The sequence below is a fragment of the Acidovorax sp. FW305-C-20-28 genome (assembly GCF_058783375.1).
The window spans coordinates 120717-138267 of the sequence record NZ_JBYSYM010000020.1; the positions used below are offsets into that span (position 1 = coordinate 120717).

16 protein-coding genes are annotated in these 17551 nt (G+C 70.5%); 6 read left to right on the plus strand and 10 right to left on the minus strand.

The annotated features are described in order from the left end of the window. Positions 1-49 precede the first annotated feature (49 nt). On the plus strand, positions 50-2323 hold the full coding sequence (locus AC3WOH_RS22070; protein WP_492231470.1) for a right-handed parallel beta-helix repeat-containing protein: 2274 nt from the start codon (positions 50-52) through the stop codon (positions 2321-2323). 93 nt (positions 2324-2416) lie between these two features. On the opposite strand, the gene AC3WOH_RS22075 is transcribed toward AC3WOH_RS22070, so the two are convergent. Continuing rightward, on the minus strand, positions 2417-3286 hold the full coding sequence (locus AC3WOH_RS22075; RefSeq protein ID WP_492231471.1) for an NAD(P)H-binding protein: 870 nt from the start codon (positions 3284-3286) through the stop codon (positions 2417-2419). Between the two features lie 111 nt (positions 3287-3397). Here AC3WOH_RS22075 and AC3WOH_RS22080 point away from each other — a divergent pair, with 111 nt between their 5' ends. Beyond that, positions 3398-4318: a LysR family transcriptional regulator gene (locus tag AC3WOH_RS22080; RefSeq protein ID WP_492231472.1), complete on the plus strand. Its 921-nt coding sequence runs from the start codon at positions 3398-3400 to the stop codon at positions 4316-4318. Between the two features lie 29 nt (positions 4319-4347). Here AC3WOH_RS22080 and AC3WOH_RS22085 read toward each other — a convergent pair whose 3' ends face one another. Both AC3WOH_RS22085 and ftsY read right to left on the minus strand, forming a co-directional pair. Continuing rightward, positions 4348-6216 (minus strand): diguanylate cyclase domain-containing protein, encoded by a 1869-nt coding sequence (locus AC3WOH_RS22085; RefSeq protein WP_492231473.1) that lies wholly within the window; start codon positions 6214-6216, stop codon positions 4348-4350. 121 nt (positions 6217-6337) lie between these two features. Next, positions 6338-7687, minus strand: a complete 1350-nt coding sequence (gene ftsY, locus AC3WOH_RS22090) for a signal recognition particle-docking protein FtsY (RefSeq protein WP_492231474.1) — start codon at positions 7685-7687, stop codon at positions 6338-6340. Between the two features lie 27 nt (positions 7688-7714). Here ftsY and AC3WOH_RS22095 point away from each other — a divergent pair, with 27 nt between their 5' ends. The 4 genes from AC3WOH_RS22095 (at position 7715) to coaD (ending at position 11929) form a co-directional block, all read left to right on the plus strand. After that, on the plus strand, positions 7715-9184 hold the full coding sequence (locus AC3WOH_RS22095) for a M16 family metallopeptidase (protein ID WP_492231475.1): 1470 nt from the start codon (positions 7715-7717) through the stop codon (positions 9182-9184). 16 nt (positions 9185-9200) lie between these two features. Next, the gene (locus AC3WOH_RS22100) at positions 9201-10547 is read left to right on the plus strand and encodes a M16 family metallopeptidase (protein ID WP_492231476.1); all 1347 of its coding nucleotides are present in this window, start codon (positions 9201-9203) and stop codon (positions 10545-10547) included. Further along, positions 10544-11263, plus strand: a complete 720-nt coding sequence (gene rsmD / locus AC3WOH_RS22105) for a 16S rRNA (guanine(966)-N(2))-methyltransferase RsmD (RefSeq protein ID WP_492231477.1) — start codon at positions 10544-10546, stop codon at positions 11261-11263. The genes AC3WOH_RS22100 and rsmD overlap by 4 nt, the downstream gene beginning before the upstream one ends. 162 nt (positions 11264-11425) lie before the next feature. Beyond that, positions 11426-11929, plus strand: a complete 504-nt coding sequence (coaD, locus tag AC3WOH_RS22110) for a pantetheine-phosphate adenylyltransferase (RefSeq protein ID WP_184857824.1) — start codon at positions 11426-11428, stop codon at positions 11927-11929. A 14-nt stretch (positions 11930-11943) separates the two neighbouring features. On the opposite strand, the gene AC3WOH_RS22115 is transcribed toward coaD, so the two are convergent. The 7 genes from AC3WOH_RS22115 to AC3WOH_RS22145 all read right to left on the minus strand — a co-directional run bounded on the left by AC3WOH_RS22115 (position 11944) and on the right by AC3WOH_RS22145 (position 17476). Then, positions 11944-12693 carry an alpha/beta fold hydrolase gene (locus AC3WOH_RS22115; protein ID WP_492231478.1) on the minus strand — a complete coding sequence of 250 codons (750 nt, stop codon included), beginning with the start codon at positions 12691-12693 and terminating at the stop codon, positions 11944-11946. A gap of 44 nt (positions 12694-12737) precedes the next feature. Further along, complete coding sequence (locus AC3WOH_RS22120) at positions 12738-13856, minus strand: zinc-binding metallopeptidase family protein (protein WP_492231479.1); 1119 nt, start codon at positions 13854-13856, stop codon at positions 12738-12740. A gap of 271 nt (positions 13857-14127) precedes the next feature. Next, a complete protein-coding gene (locus AC3WOH_RS22125; RefSeq protein WP_492231480.1) occupies positions 14128-14445 on the minus strand; it encodes a BON domain-containing protein in 318 nt (105 codons plus the stop codon). A gap of 111 nt (positions 14446-14556) precedes the next feature. Beyond that, positions 14557-15117: a ferritin-like domain-containing protein gene (locus AC3WOH_RS22130; RefSeq protein ID WP_492231481.1), complete on the minus strand. Its 561-nt coding sequence runs from the start codon at positions 15115-15117 to the stop codon at positions 14557-14559. Positions 15118-15161: 44 nt separating this feature from the next. Then, positions 15162-15554, minus strand: a complete 393-nt coding sequence (locus tag AC3WOH_RS22135; RefSeq protein ID WP_492231482.1) for a hypothetical protein — start codon at positions 15552-15554, stop codon at positions 15162-15164. Positions 15555-15612: 58 nt separating this feature from the next. After that, a complete protein-coding gene (locus tag AC3WOH_RS22140) occupies positions 15613-15777 on the minus strand; it encodes a DUF1328 domain-containing protein (protein ID WP_007860309.1) in 165 nt (54 codons plus the stop codon). 331 nt (positions 15778-16108) lie between these two features. After that, entirely contained in the window at positions 16109-17476 is a 1368-nt protein-coding gene (locus AC3WOH_RS22145; RefSeq protein WP_492231483.1) for a sensor histidine kinase, read from the minus strand. Positions 17477-17551: the final 75 nt, after the last annotated feature.

Here is a 17551-nt window from a genome sequence, read left to right on the forward strand (position 1 = left end):
AGTTCTATAAAACCAGACGACAGACCTCGCAGAAACGAGGGAGGGAACCATGACCACGATTACCACCACCTTGAAGGCGGGTGGCGGCGCAGCCTTGCGCGCGCCGCACCGCCACCACCATCTGCGGGCCGCCGCGCTTGCGCTGTGCATCGCCGCTGCAGGCGCCAGCGGCGCACAGGCCGCCCCGCCCCCCGCGCTGGCCAGCGCCAGCAGCTGCTTTCATACCACCCAGGGGCTGATCGCGCGGGCCCAGCTCGACCTGGGCGCGGAGAGCCCCGACGGGCTGTTCGACATCTACCAGGGCGTGACCTACCAGGGCCAGTGGGCGTTTCGCAATGCGCAGGGCCAGTGGGTTGTGCTGCCGCCTTCCATCGGCGTGGTCCCGGTGGCGCAGAGCGCCGTGCGCCATCCGCAGCGCACCCAGGGGGCGGGCGCCAGCACCCTGGAGCTGAGCCTGAACGAGCCCGGCCTGCGCAGTGCCGCTGCGCTGCCGGGGCTGGTCCTGTTCGTCGGCTATGGGGCCAGCGGGCCGCAGAGCTTTGCCGACCTGCTGGCGCGCGGGCGTTTTGGCGTGGTGGCGCAGTTCAGCGGCAATGAGGCGGTGCGGGACAACTGCGATCCGGTGCCCGCGGCAGGGGGCGGTGGTGGCGCCGGAGGCGGCGGCGGCGGCAAGCCGCCCACCCCGGCCGACACCCAGGCGCCGAGCCGGCCCGCGGGGCTGAGCTTGGCGCAGGCCACGGCCTCTTCGCTCACGCTGGCCTGGCAGGCCAGCAGCGACAACGTGGGCGTGGCGCAGTACGAGCTGCTGCTCAACGGCACGCTGGTGGCCAGCGTCGCCAGCCCGGGCTATTCGTTCACCGGGCTGGCCGCATCCACCGCCTACACCCTGGCCGTGCGTGCGCGCGACCAGGCCGGCAACCTGTCCACCCTGGCCACGCTGTCGGCCTCCACCGCGGCGGGGGCCGGCCCCACGGCCCCGCGCGAGCAGGTGGGTGCCAATGTGCTGGCCTCGCCGGGCGCGCTGCAGCTGGGCAGCGGCACGGTCTACCACGTGGCGCTGTCGGGCAGCGATGCCAACCCGGGCACGGCGGCCCGGCCGTTTCGCAGCATCAACAAATTCATCTCGGTCGCCAAGGCCGGCGACACGGGCCAGGTGCATGCAGGCACCTATGTCGAGAACACGCTGAACAACCCGCATGTGCAGCCCTCGTGGTGGTTCGATGGCGTGGGCGTGAGCATCGGCATGCGCTCCAGCGGCACGGCCGGCAACCCCATCACGCTGATGGCCGCACCCGGTGAGGAAGGCCGTGTGGTCATCGACTCGGCCAGCCAGCGCCTGGGCATCTTCACCAACGGCCATGACCACTGGCAGCTGCACGGCCTGCGCATCGAGAACAGCCTGGAGTTCGGCATCGGCTCGCCGAGCCAGGCGCACCTCGACTTGCCGGACGAGGGCGTGCTGGCCATCGGCTGGCGCATCGAGAACTGCCTCATCAAGGGCGTGACGCCGACCACCCAGGGCAATACCGCGGGCATCGGCATGTGGGCCAGCAAGAACTGGGTGGTGCGCAACAACCGCATCGTGCAGATCGGCAACCTGGGCAACCGCATCTCCTCGGGCATCCAGGCCTACGCCACCATCCAGTCGCTGGTGGAGAACAACTACGTGGAGGCGGCAGCGGGGGTCTACCTCAAGGACCACTTCCTGCAGTCCGCCGCGCCGCGCACCACCTACTTCGAGTTCGAGGTGCGGCACAACGTGTTCAACGTTTCGCAGATCGGCTTCCTGTCGTCCATCAAGGGCGCGCCCAACGTGGAGTCGGGCAGCAACTCGGTGCACCACAACATCATGTACGGCTTTACCACCGGCGAGATGAACAACGCCGGCGTGAGCGGCTCGACCTTCCAGCCCGGCGGTGCCTACCGCTTCGCCCACAACATCGTGGATGCCACCGGCACCAGCAGCAATGCCCTGCTGCAGATCGCCGACCACAACGACGTGCAGTCGCAGGGCAATGTCTTCGTCGGTGGCAGCCTGACCTACAACTTCATCGCCGGCCCGGGCACCGCGCTGACCTACTCGGACTACAACGTGTTCAGCGGCTTCCAGATGGCCATGGACCGCACCTACGGCGCGCCGGGCACGGTGTACTTCACCGACCTGGCCGCCTGGCAGGCCGCGCGCGCGGGCGCGGCCGGCACCCTCAAGGTGGCCAACCCCGACGCGCACAGCCGCACCAGCGGGGCCGAGGCCCTGTTCGTGGACCGCGCCGCGCGCGATTACCGGCCGCGGCCCGGCTCGGCTCGGCCGCGCTGGGCCTGATGGCCGATGGCTCGAACGCCGGCCCGTTCCAGCGCGGAACGGAGAAGATCGGCACGCTGGCGACGTACAGCGCAGGGCAGTAGCCGCACCCGCTCACTGCGCCGTCATCGGGCGCTCTGGCACCAGGCGCTGCACCACCTGCTGCAGGCTGACCAGGCCCCGGCGCGGCGTGCCCTCGAAGCGCAGCCAGCCGGCGTTGAACCCGTCGAGCATCTGCATGCGGGGCCCGGGGTGGCGCATGCCCTGGGCGCGGAACCCGGCCTCCCACGTGCCGCGCGGTACGGCCTGCGCGTGCACCGGGCGGCCCAGCCGCTCGGCCAGGGCCTGGGCGATGTCCCGTGGCGAGACGGCGGCCGGGCCTTCCAGTTCCACGACACGCCGGCCGGCAGCGCGTTCGGTCAGCAGTTCGGCGGCGGTCCGCCCGACGTCTTCGGTGGAGACCATGGGTAGGGGCCGCTCCAGTGGCTGCAGGTAGCTGGGCACTGTGCCGTGCCCGCGGGCGGCAGCGATGTCCCACTGCAGGTTCTCCAGGAACCAGGCCGGCCGCAGCACGGTGACGGCCAGGGGCAGGTCGGCCAGTGCTTGCTCCAGCAGGCCGAGCTGGTTGAGCAGGTTGGGCTCTGGCGCCTGCGCGCCCACGGTGGACAGCACCACCGCCCGCGCGGGCCGGGCCTGGTGCAGCGCGCTGCGCAGGGCGGCGATGGCGGCGCGCGACTCGGGAAACCCGGGGGACGGATCGAACTGCGGCGGCAGCAGGACGAAGACCCCCTCGCAGCCGCTGAACGCCCGGGCCAGTGCCGCTGCGTCCGCCATGTCGGCCAGTGCCGTCTGGCACCCCCTGGCGGGCCAGGCAGCGGCCTTGGCCGGGTCGCGCACGATGGCCCGGACGGGCTGGCCCTGCGCCAGCAGCGTGCGCGCCAGGGCACCCCCCACCTGGCCTGTGATGGCGGTAATGGCAAACATGTTCATGCTCCTTGAAACTCCGCGGCCGATTGCCGCCGGGCGAATTCTGCGAACGATGGACTGTTTCAGCGATAGCATGGGTGGCATTTGATCCATGACTGAAAGGCATGCATGCCTGGATTCGACGAACGCCTGCTCGCAGGCCTGGGTGTCTTCACCGCCATCGCGGACGCGGGCAGCTTTGCGGCGGCAGGCGAGCAGCTGGACATGTCGCAGTCGGGCGTCAGCCGCGCCGTGGCCCGGCTGGAGCAGCGGCTCGGGGTGCGCCTGTTCGACCGCACGACGCGCGTGGTCAGCCTCACCGAGGAGGGGCGGCGCTTCCATGCGCAGGTGCTGCCGCTGCTGGCGGGGCTGGAGGACGCTGCCCACGCGGCGCAGGCCGGGCGCACCAGCGTGCGCGGGCGCCTGCGGGTGCAGCTCGACCCGTTCTTCTCGCGCATGGCGCTGGGGCCGCGGCTGGGGGAGTTCCTGGCCCTGCACCCGCAGCTCACGCTCGACCTGGTCACGCGTGACCAGTTGGGCGACATGGTGGCCGATGGCTTCGACCTGGCCGTGCGCTTTGGCCACCTGCCGTCCTCGACCCTGGTCGCGCGCAAGCTGCTGGACACGCGCATCCTCACGGTGGCCGCGCCGGCCTACCTGGCGCGCCGCGGCCGGCCCGCCACGCCCCAGGCCATTGCGCAGGAGGGGCATGCCTGCATCGACTTTCGCGATTCAGCGAGCGGCAGGCCCTTCCCGTGGGAGTTCCACCGCAGGCGCCAGCGCCTGCAGGTGCCCACCGATGGCCGGCTGGTCGTCAACGACGCCGGCACCTTGCTGAGCACCTGCCTGGCGGGCTATGGCATCGCCCAGGTCATGGACTTCGGCACCCGCGCGCTGCTCGACGCGGGGCAACTGGTGGAGCTGTTTCCCGACTGGCCGGACGAGCGCTTTCCGCTGCACGCCATCACCCCCTCGCGCCACCAGGCGCCTGCCAAGGTGCAGGCCTTTCTGAGGTTCGTGGTGGGCGTGGTGCAGACCGGGGAGCCCTGAGGGCGGCCTGGGGGCGCGCAGGGCGGCGCTCAGCCCGCATCGGCCAGGTACACGTACAGCCGGTTGCGCCCCATGGTCTTGGCCTGGTACATCGCGTTGTCGGCCTGGCGCAGCACCTCGTCCACCGTCTGGCTGTGGCCGGACACCAGGCCCACGCCGATGCTGGCCTCGCAGTGGTAGGGCTGGCCGGCAAGGTCGTAGGGGGCGCGCAGCGCCGCCAGCATGCTTTCGCCCACGGTGCGGGCCTTGCCCGTGGCCTCGGCGGCGTCCTGGCCCAGGCTTTGCAGCAGCACGACGAATTCGTCCCCGCCCAGCCGGGCCACGGTGTCCTGCTCGCGCACGCAGGCGCGCAGGCGCGTGGCCACCTCGCGCAGCAGCAGGTCGCCCATGGCATGGCCGCGGCTGTCGTTCAAGGCCTTGAAATGGTCCAGGTCGACGAACAGGGCGGCGGCGATCTGGCCGTTGCGGCTGCTGGCGGCCATCACCTGCTCCAGCCGGTCGGTCAGCAGGCGCCGGTTGGGCAGCTGGGTCAGGGTGTCGTACAGGGCCAGGCGGCGGGCCTCTTCCTCGGCGGCCTTGCGCCGCGAGATGTCGATGTCGATGCAGAACATCTCCGGCTCCTGGCCCGGCACGTGCACATAGGCGTGGCTGGAGAACACATCCACCGGCGAGCCGTCCTTGCGCCTGAGGCGCAGCTCGCCGGCAGGGATGGGCTCGCCCGAGCTGAACATGTGCGCGACATGGGTTGCCACGGCCTCGTGCATGGGCTCGGGGATGATGAGCTCCAGCAGGTTCTTGCCCAGGGCCTCCTGTTCGGTGTAGCCATACAGCTCCTCCGAGGCCTTGTTCCAGTAGGTGGTGGTGCCGTCGGCCCGGTAGCCCTGCACCGACACCGCAGGGATGCCCAGCAGCAGCGAGCGAAAGCGCAGCTCCGATTCGTGCAGCGCCTGCTGGGCCTGCCAGCGCTCGGTGATGTCACGCGCCAGGAAGAGCACGGCGGCCTGGCCGTCGACCTCGGTGCCCAGGGGCTGCGCCCGCCCCTCGAAGTAGCGGATGCCCGAGGGGGTGTACACCGTGTATTCGAGCTTGCGCGGCGCGCCCGAGGCCAGCGTGTCCTGCAGCAGCTGCACCAGCCGCTGGGCTTCGCTGAAGGGCAGCACCTCGTGCATGCGCTGCCCCACGCGCTGCGGGGCGCCTGCGGCATGCACGCCGTCGTTGCGCGAGAACAGCTCCCGGCAGCGGCCCTGGGCGTCCAGCACCACCAGCGCGTCGGGGATCGCCAGGGTGATGGCGCGCAGGCGGGCCGCGCTGCCCGCCAGGGCGAGGTCGGTGGCCTGGCGCTGCTCCACGTCGCGCAGCAGCACGCCCAGCAGGGCCGTCGCCACCGGAAAGATCATCAGGTAGGGCACGGCCACGGTCTCGTTGATGCGTGCCGCCACCTCGGCCGGCAGCGCCTGGAACAGGCCCACCACCGCCAGGTGCAGCAGCACGCCGAACACCAGCAGCGGCCAGATGCCCACGCCCAGGTGCCAGCGGCGGCGCGCGTAGCGGTAGGCCAGGCCGGCGGCCACGCAGGTGGTGATGCTCAGCACCCCGACCAGGGCGCCCGCGCCCCCCAGCCACAGGCGCCAGCCGGCCGACAGCACCCCGGCAATCAGCGCCACCGTGGTGCCGCCGAACAGGCCCGCCATGCACAGCACGACCGAGCGCGCATCGATGATGACACCGGGGGAAATGGTCAGGGGCGAGAGCATGCCCACGATGCAGATGCCGCCGAAGATCAGCCCCGAGAACACCTTGCCCACCCGCGGCTGCCGGCGCCACAGGCGCATGTTGGCCCCGTGCAGAAAGCACAGGGCCAGCAGCAGCGCCGCACCCTTGACCAGTTCGACGAACAAGGAACCTCCCCGCAGCCCGTGAGCGAAGTTCCATCATGTGGCAATTGCTGCCGGCGGTAAATGCTATTTTGGCCGGGTTTTCCGCCATCCGGCCGGGATGGGCACCCGGCCCGCCACCGCCTCAGGCCAGCAGCGCCTGGGCGAATTCGCGCGCGTTGAAGGTTTCCAGGTCTTCGAGCTTCTCGCCCACGCCGATGAAGTACACCGGAATGGGGCGCTCCTGCGCGATGGCGGCCAGCACCCCGCCCTTGGCCGTGCCATCGAGCTTGGTGACGATCAGGCCGGTGAGCTGCAGCGCATCGTCGAAGGCGCGCACCTGGTTCAGCGCATTCTGGCCGGTGTTGCCATCGATCACCAGCAGCACCTCGTGCGGGGCCGTGGCATCGGCCTTGGTCACCACGCGGCGGATCTTCTTGAGCTCCTCCATCAGGTGCAGCTGCGTGGGCAGGCGGCCGGCGGTATCCACCAGCACCACGTCCTTGCCGCGGGCCTTGCCAGCGGTCACCGCGTCAAAGCTCACGGCCGACGGGTCGCCGCCTTCCTGGCTCACGATTTCCACGGTGTTGCGGTCGGCCCAGACGCCGAGCTGCTCGCGCGCCGCGGCGCGGAAGGTGTCGGCCGCCGCCAGCAGCACGGCCGCGCCTTCGCCCGAGAGGTGGCGGGTGAGCTTGCCGATCGACGTGGTCTTGCCCGCGCCGTTGACGCCCGCCACCATGATCACGGTGGGCGTGTACTGGCCGATGACCAGGGATTTTTCCAGCGGGCGCAGCAGGTCGGCCAGGGCTTCGGCCAGCAGGCCCTTGACCTGGGCGGGGTCGGTGGCCTTGGCCTCCTTCACGCGGCGCTTGAGGTCGGTCAGCAGGTGCTGTGTGGCCTTCACGCCGGTATCGGCCATGAGCAGCGCCTCTTCGAGCTCCTCGTACAGGGCGTCGTCGATCTGCGTGCCGGTGAACACCGTGGCGATGCTGGTGCCGGTCTTGCGCAGGCCGAGCTTGAGGCGGTCGAGCCAGCCCTTGCGCTCCACCGCCACCGGGGCGGCGGGAGCGGGGGGCGTGGCAGGCACCGGGGCGGGCGCCACTGCGGGGGCAGGGGCCGGTGCCACCGGCACGGGCGCAGGCGTGAAGACCGGGGCGGCCACGGGGGCCGGCGCGGGGATGGCGGGGGCCGGTGCCGCGGGCGGGGGCACCCAGGGGGCGGGGGCCGCAGGAACTGGCGCAGGCGCCGGGACGGGGGCGGCGAACGGTGGCGGTGCCGGGGCGACAGGCGCCGCTACCTCGGGTGCGGCCGGAGGTGGCGGCTCGGCGGTCTTGCTGCCGAAGGGGTTGCGCAGCCAGCCAAAACCGGGGACGGCGGGCGCGGGTGGCGGGGCCGCCGGGGCGCCTGCAGCCGGTGCTGCGGGCGGGGTGCCGGAGGCGGTTTCATCGGCCGGGGTGGGCGAATCGGAGGGTTTTTTCTTGAAAAAACTGAACATTGCAGGGTTCTTAGAATCACCCATTCTATGAAACGCGCTTTCACCCTACTGGGCCTGATGGCCTGCCTCAGTGCCGGGGCCACCACCGCGGTGGTGCCTTCGGCGTCCGATTCACCGTCTGTCGCAGGCAAAACCGCCGCGGCGCCGAGCGCGGCCGGGCCACGTGCCACGGCCTCCGGGGCGCAGCAGTTCACGCTGGCCAACGGCATGCAGCTCATCGTGCAGCCCGACCACCGCGCGCCCACGGCCGTGCACATGGTCTGGGTGCGCGTGGGCTCCATGGACGAGGTGGACGGCACCTCGGGCGTGGCCCATGTGCTCGAACACATGATGTTCAAGGGCTCCAAGACCGTGCCCCCCGGCGACTTCTCGCGCCGCGTGGCGGCCCTGGGCGGGCGCGAGAACGCCTTCACCAGCCGCGACTACACGGGCTACTACCAGCAGATTCCGGCCAACCGGCTGGAAGACGTGATGCGCCTCGAATCCGACCGCTTTGCCCACAACCAGTGGCCGGACGAGGAGTTCAAGAAGGAAATCGAGGTGGTCAAGGAGGAGCGCCGCATGCGCACCGAGGACCAGCCGCGCGCCGTGCTGGCCGAGCAGCTGTTTGCCGCCATCTTCACCGCCTCGCCCTACCGCCGCCCCATCGTGGGCTGGATGAGCGACCTCGATGCCATGACGCCGGACGACGCGCGCGCCTTCTACCGCCAGTGGTACACCCCCACGAATGCCGTGGTGGTGGTGGCCGGCGACGTGGATCCGGCCAAGGTGCGCGCCCTGGCCGAGAAATACTACGGCAAGCTGCCCACGCATGCGCTGCCGGTGCGCAAGCCGCGCGTGGAGCCGCCCCAGCAGGGCCTGCGCCGCATTGCGGTGAAGGCGCCGGCCGAACAGGGCTATGTGGCGCTGGCCTTTCGCGTGCCGGCGCTGGAGCGCCTGCAGGACCTCAAGGAGTCCGACACCGAAGCGCTGTCCCTGTTGATGCTGTCGGCCGTGTTCAGCGGCTACGACGGCGCACGCCTGGAGCGCGCGCTGAGCCAGGGCGAGAACCGCGTGGCCGACAGCGTGGGCGCCTCGGCCATGCTCACCGGGCGCGGGCCGGCGCTGTTCATGTTCACCGGCATCCCGGCGGAGGGCAAGACCTCCCAGCAGGTCGAAGAGGGCCTGCGCGCCGAGGTGGCGCGCGTGGCGCGTGAGGGCGTGAGCCAGGCCGAGCTGGAGCGCGTGAAGACGCAGTGGATCGCCTCCAACGTCTACGAGCGCGATTCGGTCCACAGCCAGGCGCAGGAGCTGGGCAGCAACTGGGTGCAGGGCTTCCCGCTCGACGCGGAAGAGCGCCTGCTCGACCTGATGCGCAGCGTCACGCCGGCCCAGGTGCAGGCCGTGGCCGCCAAGTATTTTGGCGACGACCAGCTCACCGTGGCCACGCTGCTGCCGCAGCCGCTCGACGCCCCCCGCCCCCGCCCGGCCCCCAAGGCCGGTGCCGCCCGCCACTGAACCCGGTTCCCCACCCATGATCAATTTCAAGAAACTGGCGGTCGGCACCGTGCTGGCCAGCAGCAGCGCGCTGTTCTACTGCGGCTCGGCCTGGGCCCTGCTGCCCATCCAGCACTGGACGGAGCCCAATGGTGCCCGCGTGTGGCTGGTGGAAAGCCCGGTCATCCCCATGGTGGACGTGCAGATCGACTTCGACGCCGGCAGCCGCCGTGACCCGGCCGCGCAGGCCGGCCTGGCCAGCGCCACCGCGTCCATGGCCTCCAAGGGCGTGAAGGGGCAGGGTGCGGAGCCCGCGCTCGACGAGAACGCCCTGGGCGAGGCCTGGGCCGACCTGGGTGCGAGCTTCGAGGCCGGTGCCGACAGCGATGCCATGCACTTCTCGCTGCGCTCGCTGACCGAGCCGGCGCTGCTGGACAAGGCCGCGCGCCTGGCGGCACGCCAGATCGCCGAGCCCAGCTGGCCGGCCGACATCTGGGCGCGCGACCGCGCACGCTGGAGTGCGAGCATCAAGGAGTCGGACACGCGCCCTGCCACCGTGGCCGAAAAGACCTTTGGCGCGGCGGTCTACGGCAGCCACCCCTATGGCGTGCGCACCACGCAGGAGACGCTGGCGCGCATCAGCGTGGCCGACATGCAGGCCTTCCACGCCAGCACCATCGCGGCCTGCCGCGCCAAGGTGAGCATCGTGGGCGCAGTCACGCGCGCCCAGGCCCAGACCCTGGTGGCCACGCTGCTGGCGCGCCTGCCCGCCGCGGCGGCCTGCGCGCCCCTGCCCGCCGTGGGCGAGATCGCCGCGCTGACGGCGCCCGAGGAGAAGAACATCCCCTTCGCCTCGGCGCAGGCGCATGTGCTGATCGGCCAGCCCGGCTTTGCGCGCCGCGACCCCGACTTCATCGCGCTGCTGGTGGGCAACCACATCCTGGGCGGCGGCGGCTTTGTCTCGCGCCTGACCGAGGAGGTGCGCGAAAAGCGCGGCCTGAGCTACAGCGTCTACAGCTACTTCGCGGGCGGCCTGCATGCCGGGGCCTTCACGGTGGGCCTGCAGACGCGCCCCGACCAGGCAGCCCAGGCCGTGAAGGTCTCGCGCGACGTGCTGGCCCGCTTCGTCGCCGAAGGCCCGACCGAGGCCGAGCTGCGCGCCGCCAAGGACAACCTGATCGGCGGCTTCGCGCTGCGCATCGACAGCAACAAGAAGCTGCTGGGCAATGTGGCCAACATCGCCTGGAACGACCTGCCCCTGGACTACCTGGACCGCTGGACGCAGCGCGTCGATGCGCTCACCGTGGCCGACATCCGCGCCGCCATGCAGCGCAAGCTGCAGCCCGAGCGCATGGTGACCGTGGTGGTCGGGGGCAAGCCATGAGCCGCTCGACCCTGCGCGGCGGTGCCATCAGCGCCGAGATCCGCAAGGCCCAGGCCGCGGCCGCTGCAGCGCCTGTGCCCAAGGCCGGCGCCAAGGCGGGTGCCAAGGACAAGGCCGCTGCGGCGGCACCCAAGGGCGCGGGCGAGATCCGCATCATTGGCGGGCAGTGGAAGCGCACGCGCCTGCCCGTGGCCCAGCGCCCCGGCCTGCGCCCCACGCCCGACCGCGTGCGCGAGACCCTGTTCAACTGGCTGGGCCAGGACCTGGCGGGCTGGCGCTGCCTGGACGCCTTTGCCGGCACCGGCGCCCTGGGCCTGGAAGCCGCCTCGCGCGGCGCCGCGGCCGTGCAGCTGGTGGAGAGCGATGCCGCGCTGGTGGCCCAGCTCAACACCCTGCAGCAGCGCCTGGACGCCAAGGCCGTGCGCGTGCAGCGCGGCGATGGCATTGCCGCGCTGCGCCAGGCCGCGCCGGCCAGCCTGGACCTGGTGCTGATCGACCCGCCGTTCGACGGCAACCTGTTCGAGCCCGCGCTGCAGGCCGCGGCCAAGGCCGTGGCGGCCAGCGGCTACGTGTACCTGGAGGCGCCCGTCGCCTGGACCGACGAGGGCCTGGCCGCCAGCGGGCTCACGGTCTACCGCCACCTCAAGGCGGGGGCTGTGCATGCGCACCTGCTGCGGCCTGCAGCGGGCGGTACGGCGGGCAGCACGGCGGGCTGAGCGGGTTCGTTCGCGCCCCGGCGCGCCGGCGTCGGGGTCGGGTACCGCGGGGCGGAAAAACTCCATGTTGCAGTGCACTGCATAATGCGGCCAAGAGCGGCCCGGCAGGCCCACAAGAGGCCGGGGCCCGTGCCCATTTCGCCGTACAGGAGACAACCCGCCATGGCCCAGAACGTGCTCGCCGTCTATCCCGGAACCTTCGACCCCATCACCCTGGGCCACGAAGACGTGGTGCGCAGAGCCACCCAGCTGTTCGAACGCGTGATCGTTGCCGTGGCTGCGGGCCACCACAAGAAGACCCTGTTCAGCCTGGACGAGCGCATCGACATGGTGCGCGAGGCGGTCAAGGCCTACCCCCAGGTGCAGGTGGAGAGCTTTTCGGGCCTGCTGCGCGATTTCGTCGTCTCGCGCGGCGGCAAGGCCATGGTGCGCGGCCTGCGCGCCGTGACCGACTTCGACTACGAATTCCAGCTCGCCGGCATGAACCGCAGCCTGATGCCCCAGGTGGAAACCGTGTTCCTGACCCCCAGCGACAAGTACCAGTTCATCAGCAGCACCTTCGTGCGCGAGATCGCGGTGCTGGGCGGCGAGGTGACCAAGTTCGTCTCGCCCTCGGTGGAAGAGCGGCTGGCGATCAAGGTGCGCAGCCTGGCGCCCCAGCCCTGATCGGCGGGGGGCGCTCACGGCGCCTCGTGCCAACCCCCGCGCTGCAGCCACTGGATGAGCAGCGCGTTGACCACCTCGGGCCGCTCCATGGTGAGCATGTGGCCGCAATCGGCCACCACCTCGAACTGCGCGCCCGGCACCAGGCCCGCGATCTCCTCGGAGCAGGCCAGCGGCGTGAGCTGGTCCGCTTCGCCGCAGACCACCAGCACCGGGCATTGCACGGCGGGCAGGTGCAGCCGCGCGTCGGGGCGTGCGATCACGGCGCGGTTTTGCCGCACCAGCTGTTCGGCACCGGCGCGCAGCACGAAATCGAGGTAGTCCTGCACCAGGTCGGCCCGCGCGGCGCCGCTGGGGTGGAAGGCGAAGGCCACGTTGGGCTCGATCACCTCGCGCACGCGGCCTTGCTCGAAGAGTTCGATCGCGGCTTCGCGCAGGGCCTGCATCTCGGGCGTCTCCGGCCGGGCGCTGGTGCCCAGCAGCGCCAGCCCGAGCACACGCCCTGGTGCCTGGCGGGCCGCCTCCATCGCCACCATGCCGCCCATGGATGCGCCGCACAGCAGCAGCGGGCCGCTGTAGCGCGCGAGCAGCAGGGCGGCCATTTCCTGCACGGTGGTGGCCTCGGGGCGGGTGTGCACGTCGGTCACCTCCGGCCGCAGGGCCGCGGGCAGGGCCTCGCGCTGGAAGCGCCACATCGTCGCATCGCCCGCCAGCCCGGGGATCAGCAGCAGTTGGGGGGCGGGCGTGGGCGGTGGGTTCGTGGTCATGGAATCGGTCATCGGGGGAAGGGTTGCCAAGGAGAGGAGGCTGCTCATACCGCGCTGGCCAGCGGCTGCGCCGGGTCGGCGGGTGTGGGCTGCACGCCCTGCACCAGGTCGTGCACGAAGCGCAGCTTGACCATGGCCCCGGACGACAGTGCAAACGGGTAGGCGTCGTCCTGCCCCAGGCTGCGGTTCAGGCTGTTGAGCATGAGTGTCAGCGGCACCCATTGGCGCACCATGTCCTGGAAGTCGGGGTGGCTGCTGGCAAACGGGTCGGTTACGTGGTGGCGCAGCGCCATGTGGGGGTCGGGCACGGTCACGGCGGTCTGGTAGCTGGCGGCCGTCTCCAGCAGGTCCACCATGTGCAGGTAGTGGGCCCAGGTCTCGGCCCAGTCTTCCCAGGGGTGGGCGGCCGCATAGGCGCTGACGTGGTTCAGGAACCAGTCATTGCCGCTGCCCCCTCGGGCGTAGTGCGCGTCGAGTGCGGCGGCATAGTCCTGGCGCTCGTCGCCGAACAGGCTGCGAAAGGCCTCGAGCTGCTGGCCATCGCGCACCAGCTGGTCCCAGTAGAAGTGGCCCGACTCGTGGCGCAGGTGGCCGATGAGGGTGCGGTAGGGCTCCCCGAGTGCGATGCGCCGGCGCGCGCGTTCATCGTCATCGGCCTCGGCCACATTGAGCGTGATGGTGCCGCCCTGGTGGCCGGTGAGGATGGCAGGGCCCCCGGGCAGGTCGGCCAGGAACTCGAAGACCGGCCCGGCCCGGCCGGGAACCGGCTCCAGCCCGAGGCGTGCCAGGGTATAGAACAGCTGGCGCTTGGCGCCCTCGATCTGCTTCCAGCGGCGCAGGTTGGCCGCGTCCGACAGGTCCGGCAACAGGCGCGTCTGCCGGCACGACACGCACAACTCCGCGTAGTCGTTCGACGGCACGGCGAAGTTGCAGGCCTCGTAGCGCGTGTGGTTGTGGCACATGCGGTACAGCCGGCCGCTGTACTGCGCTGTGCCGCGCTCGCCCATGCGCCGCCACAGGTCCGGGCCGTCCTGCGGCGCCGGCGTGAGGGCCGCCATGGTGAGCTGGTCGGGCAGGAAGGCCAGCGCGCTGCCACAGTGCAGGCATTGCACGCTGTCGAAAAACACCAGATGACCGCAATGGTCGCAATTGAATACCCGCATGAGGTGAGCTTAAACCCAGACGCCGCGCGAAAGTGCATGCAAGGGCCGGGCGCCCATGCAAATCGGGCTTCCACGCATGCTGCAATGGCAAAAAGCAGGCCCTGCAAAAGCAGGAACCTGCAATTTGGACGGACCGTCGGCAACTGGCGCGGCCAAATACCAGTGCCCCCGTGCAAGGGCCGCCCCGCCGCACCGGGGGCGTCCCCCTCCCGACTCGCGCAGCGAGGAGAGAGAGGGGGAAGGCGCGCAGCGCCTCAGGGGGAGCCTGCGATCACGGCCGAACGACGATGCTGTTGCGCACTTCGCGAACGTGCTTGGTGTTGCGGGCGATGTTCTCGGCCTGGTTCTTTTCAGAAGCCGACTTGGCGAAGCCCGACAGCTGCACCGTGCCGTTGAGCGTTTCCACGCTGATCGAGGTGGCCGACACGGTCTTGTCCTCGGCCATCTTGGCCTTGACGGCGGTGGTGATGCCGGCGTCGTCCACATAGGCGCCGACGGTCTGCTGGTCGCGCGCCACCGAGCAGCCGGTGGCGGTGACGATGGTCATGCCGGCAACAGCGGCAAAGGCGAGGGCACGTGCGTATTTCATGGTTTTTCCTTCTTCAGTGGTTTTGGGAACGCGGGTGCGGTGGGAATGTCAGCCAGGCGGTCTTTTGCACCCTCCATGACCGGATGGCTGTGGGTTGGTTTGTCTTGCGGCCTACTGCTCCAGCAGGTCCTTGAGTTCGTCGGCATGCTCCTCCTCGTCGGCCAGGATGCCTTCGAGCATGCGGCGCGTCGTGGGGTCCTTGTCGCCGATCAGGCTGATCATCTGGCGGTAGGCTTCCACGGCAATGCGCTCGGCCACCAGGTTGGCGCGCACCATGGCCTTGAGGTCCGACGAGGTGTCGTAGTCCGCATGGCTGCGGGCGCTCAGGCTGTCGGGGGCGAAGTCCGGCTCACCACCGAGCTGCACGATGCGCCGGGCGATCTGGTCGGCGTGGCCGGCTTCTTCGTTGGCATGCACCATGAACTCGCTGGCGATAGCGGGCGAGGACAGGCCGTGCGCCGTGAAGTGGTGGCGCTTGTAGCGCAGCACGCACACCAGTTCGGTCGCCAGGGCGTCGTTGAGCAGGGCGATGATGTCGTCGCGGTGCTCGGCAAAGGCCGGGGTGACCGCGCCCTCGTCCAGGTGGCTGGTGGCGGCGGCCTGCAGGGCATGGTCGTCCAGCACCAGCGTTCGCTGGTGGTCATCGTGTGCGGGGGCTCTCTTGTCGTTCATGGCGGTGCCTGGTGGGGAAGTGTTTTTTTTGTTGCTCGCCAGAATCAGTAGCTGCCACGGCGGCGCGATGCCATCAGGACCAGGCTCGCGGTCAGCGCGCCGACACCGGCTGCGATGAGGATGGACTTGCCCGGCTGCTCGGCCACGTACTTGCTGGTGGCTTCGGCGGCTTCCTGCACCTGGCGGCGGGCACGGGCGCTGGCGTCGGCCGCATAGTCGATGCTGCGGGAGGCCAGGGCCTGGGCACGGGCGGCCAGGTCGTCGATGGCGGGGTCGGCCTCGCGGCGCAGTGCACGCACGGTGCTTTCAGCCTTGTCCAGTGAACCGTTGGCGACGCTGCGCGTGGTCTGCACCGCATCCTGGGCGCTTTGCAGCACGTCGTCGGCGAGGGATCGGGCGCCTGCGGCGACCTTGTTGGTGGCGGATTGGATGGTCATTGGGTCACTCCTGGGTGTAGACGGTGGGAGGGTCGGCCGGCTCTGGCGCCAAGGGGGCTCAGCCCCTGCGCAGCAGGCCCATGACGAAGGTGACGACAGCCATGATCACGAACACGAAGAACAGGATCTTGGCGATGCCCACGGCACCTGCGGCAATGCCGCCGAAACCGAAAATGGCTGCGATCAGTGCGATGACAAGGAAGACGACGGCGTAGTGCAACATGTGCTTTCTCCATTGGGGCCGGAGGGTCCGGCGGATCGTGTCGCGCTGCTCTCGTCAGCGCTTGACTCCAATGTAGGTGGGGGGTGCCGCGGGAAATGCCGGTGGCCGGCGCGCGCCTATGTCGGTGCCCGGACGCCTGCCGTGTAGGACGGGGGCTTGCCGGATGGCGACAGGCAGGCCGTGGCCTGCCCAGGCCCTGGACATGCAGGCCGTGGCCTGCCCGGGCCCTGGGCAGGCAGGCCGTGGCCTGCCCGGGCCCTGGCGGGTCCGTGTGGAAGCGCGCGCGAATGGCGGGGGGAAAGGGCCTGCCGCGGGAGGGCAGGCCGTGCGCTCAGTGCTGCAGCAGCGGCAGGATGGCCGAGACCAGCGCGCCGTTGCCCGGCCGCGAGGTGATGGTCAGCCGCCCGCCGGCGGCCTCCACGCGGTGGCGCATGCCGGCCAGGCCATGGGAGGAGGGGCTCACGCTGGCCGGATCGAAGCCCTGGCCGTCGTCGCGCACCTGCACCGCCACATGCTTGGGGTGGCTGTGCACGGAGACCAGCACCTTCTGCGCCTTGGCGTACTTGCCGATGTTGGTGAGCGACTCCTGCACCAGGCGGTAGACGGTGAGCTGCGTGGTCTCGGGCAGCTGCACCGGCTCCAGGCTGGTTTCCACCTCGATGCCGGCGCGCTCGCCGTACTCGCGCGCGAGGATCTCGATGGCGGCCGTGAGCCCCAGGTTGGACAGGGACGAGGGGCGCAGGTCCTCGATGATGCGGCGCTTGAGCGCGATGCCGCTGTTGAGGGTTTCGGTCAGGTGGCGCAGGCGCTCGGCGATCTCGGGCACCTGGGTGTCGATCTTGGACTTGAGGCGCGCCACATCGAGCTTGGCGGCCGTGAGCAGGGCGCCCAGCTCGTCGTGCAGCTCGCGCGCCAGGTGGCCGCGCTCGTCCTCGCGCACCTGCTGCAGGTGGCTGGCGAGCTCGGACAGGGTGGCCGTGCGCTCGCGCACCAGGCCTTCGAGCCGGTCGCGCTCGCGTTCCAGCAGCAGCTGCTCGCGCAGGCTGAATTCCTGCAGGGCGGTGGCCTGGCGCAGGTACATGAAGAAGGCCAGCAAGCCGATGGCCGTGACGGTGGCGATGCCGATGCGCGAGAGCATCAGCGAGCGCAGCACCTGGGCCTGCCCCTGCTTGACGACGACGGCGCTGCGGTCGATGAGGGCCTGGGCGTGCTTGCGGATGGCCTGCATGTTCTCCATGCCCACATCGGTGTGCAGGATGAACTTCCAGGCGTCTTCATTGCCCTGGCGGCGCAGCTTGAGGCTCAGCTCCATCTCGGCGAGCTTGCGCGAGATCTGGCGCGACAGCAGCGACAGTTCCTGCATGTCGTCGGGCGAGTCGAGGAACTGGTTGCGCAGGTTGTCCAGGTCCTGCTGCACGCTGGCCAGCGCCTTGTCATAGGGCTCCAGGTAGCGGTCGTCTCCGGTGAGCAGGTAGCCACGCTGGCCGGTCTCGGCGTCCAGCATGCTCTGCAGCAGGCGATTGAGGGCGCCATGCGTCACCTGGCCGTGCGCCATGTGGGTGACGGCGTCCTGCGAGCGCATGTGACCGACCTCGTTGATGCCCACCAGCACCAGGGCCGCGAGCAGCGCCATGGGCAGGCTCAGGGCCATCTTGCGGACTTTGGGCAGCAAGTCCCTGGCGATCTCATGCAAATTCATAGGCGTTATTCTGGATAATGGCCACAGACCGGCCCACGGCACTGCCCTGGAACCGGGGATCGCAGTGCAGGTGCA